Origin of the sequence: Chryseobacterium sp. MDT2-18 (assembly GCF_030815285.1) — a bacterium.
Classification (GTDB): Bacteria; Bacteroidota; Bacteroidia; order Flavobacteriales; family Weeksellaceae; genus Kaistella; species Kaistella salivictor.
Genome location: NZ_JAUSWQ010000032.1, coordinates 1 through 1262, shown reverse-complemented (window position 1 = coordinate 1262; position 1262 = coordinate 1). Strand labels below are relative to the sequence as shown.

Sequence of the window (1262 nt, the reverse complement as noted above, 5' to 3'; positions counted from 1 at the left end):
CTGTAATCTTCCCCAAAAATAGGATCATTTAAAAATATAGTTTTTAAATTTGAAAGACTATGAAAAACAGTAAATTTTCAGAAGTTCAGATCATCAAGATATTATCTGAACAAAATCAGGGAAAAACGGTAAATGAGATTTGCCGGGAGCATGGAATTAGCCAGCCAACCTTTTACAAGTGGAAGAGCAAATATGGTGGATTGGATGTTCAGCAACTTTCAAAAATGAAAGAGATGGAAAAGCAACTTTCGCAATATAAAAAGATCGTAGCTGAGCAAACTTTGGAGATTGTCGTCTTAAAAGATGTGATCGAAAAAAAGCTCTAACGCCTTGTGAGAAGCGTGAGTTGGTGGATTATTCGAAAGAAATCCATAACATGAGTTTGCGCAAGGCGTGCAAAGTGTTCAGTTTAAGAAGTTCAGTTTATTATTATCGTCAGGTATTTAAAAGTTCAGATGATGAGATCCGTGCAGAACTTATTTTACTTGCAGATTCTAATCAAACGTGGGGCTTTTGGATGATGCACAATCGGTTGAAAAACTTAGGCTTTGGATGGAATCACAAAAGGGTTTATCGGATTTATAAGTCGATGAGATTAAATTTGCGAAGTAAAAGGAAAAAGCGGCTTCCAGCACGGATAAAACAACCACTGGTTCGCCCCATCTATCCGAACGTTACTTGGAGCATGGATTTTATGCACGACAGTTTGGAAAATGGCAAAAGCGTGAGAACCCTTAATATCATTGACGATTTTAACAGAGAGATTTTAAACATCACTATTGACAGCAGCTTGCCCTCTGCAAAAGTAATCTCGCAATTGGAACAATTAATTGAATGGCGGGGAAAACCTGAAAAAATAAGAGTGGACAACGGACCGGAATTTATTGCAGAAAAAATGAAAGATTATTGCAACAAAGAGAATATCGAACTAAGCTTTATTCAACCAGGGAAACCTACACAAAACTCATTGATTGAGAGATTTAACAGAACATTCCGGACAGAGTTTTTAAGTGTTTACCTCTTTGAGAACATCAAACAAATGAGAAATTATGCAGAAATATGGATGTGGATGTACAATAATGAGAGACCGCATAGTGCGTTACAATACCTCACACCACGGGATTTTTTATTGAAATATGGAAAACTCAATCAAAATAGCGCAAATGAGTTTCCCACATTCCAACAAAATTTCAACAACGACAACAATAAAATATTAACAAAAAACTCTACTTTTGAGTGTGCCTAAACAAGGGAAGATTACA

The 1262-nt window shown here is 36.1% G+C and carries 2 protein-coding genes; both read left to right on the top strand.

The window, feature by feature from the left end:
* Nucleotides 1-59 precede the first annotated feature (59 nt).
* Complete coding sequence (locus QF004_RS13945) at nt 60-326, top strand: transposase (protein WP_133439681.1); 267 nt, start codon at nt 60-62, stop codon at nt 324-326.
* Between the two features lie 23 nt (nt 327-349).
* On the top strand, nt 350-1246 hold the full coding sequence (locus QF004_RS13940) for an IS3 family transposase (RefSeq protein WP_307427514.1): 897 nt from the start codon (nt 350-352) through the stop codon (nt 1244-1246).
* Nucleotides 1247-1262 lie beyond the last annotated feature (16 nt).

Coding starts and splice junctions, on each gene's coding strand:
- QF004_RS13945 (WP_133439681.1), top strand. CDS start 60: ATGAAAAACAGTAAATTTTCAGAAGTTCAGATCATCAAGATATTATCT.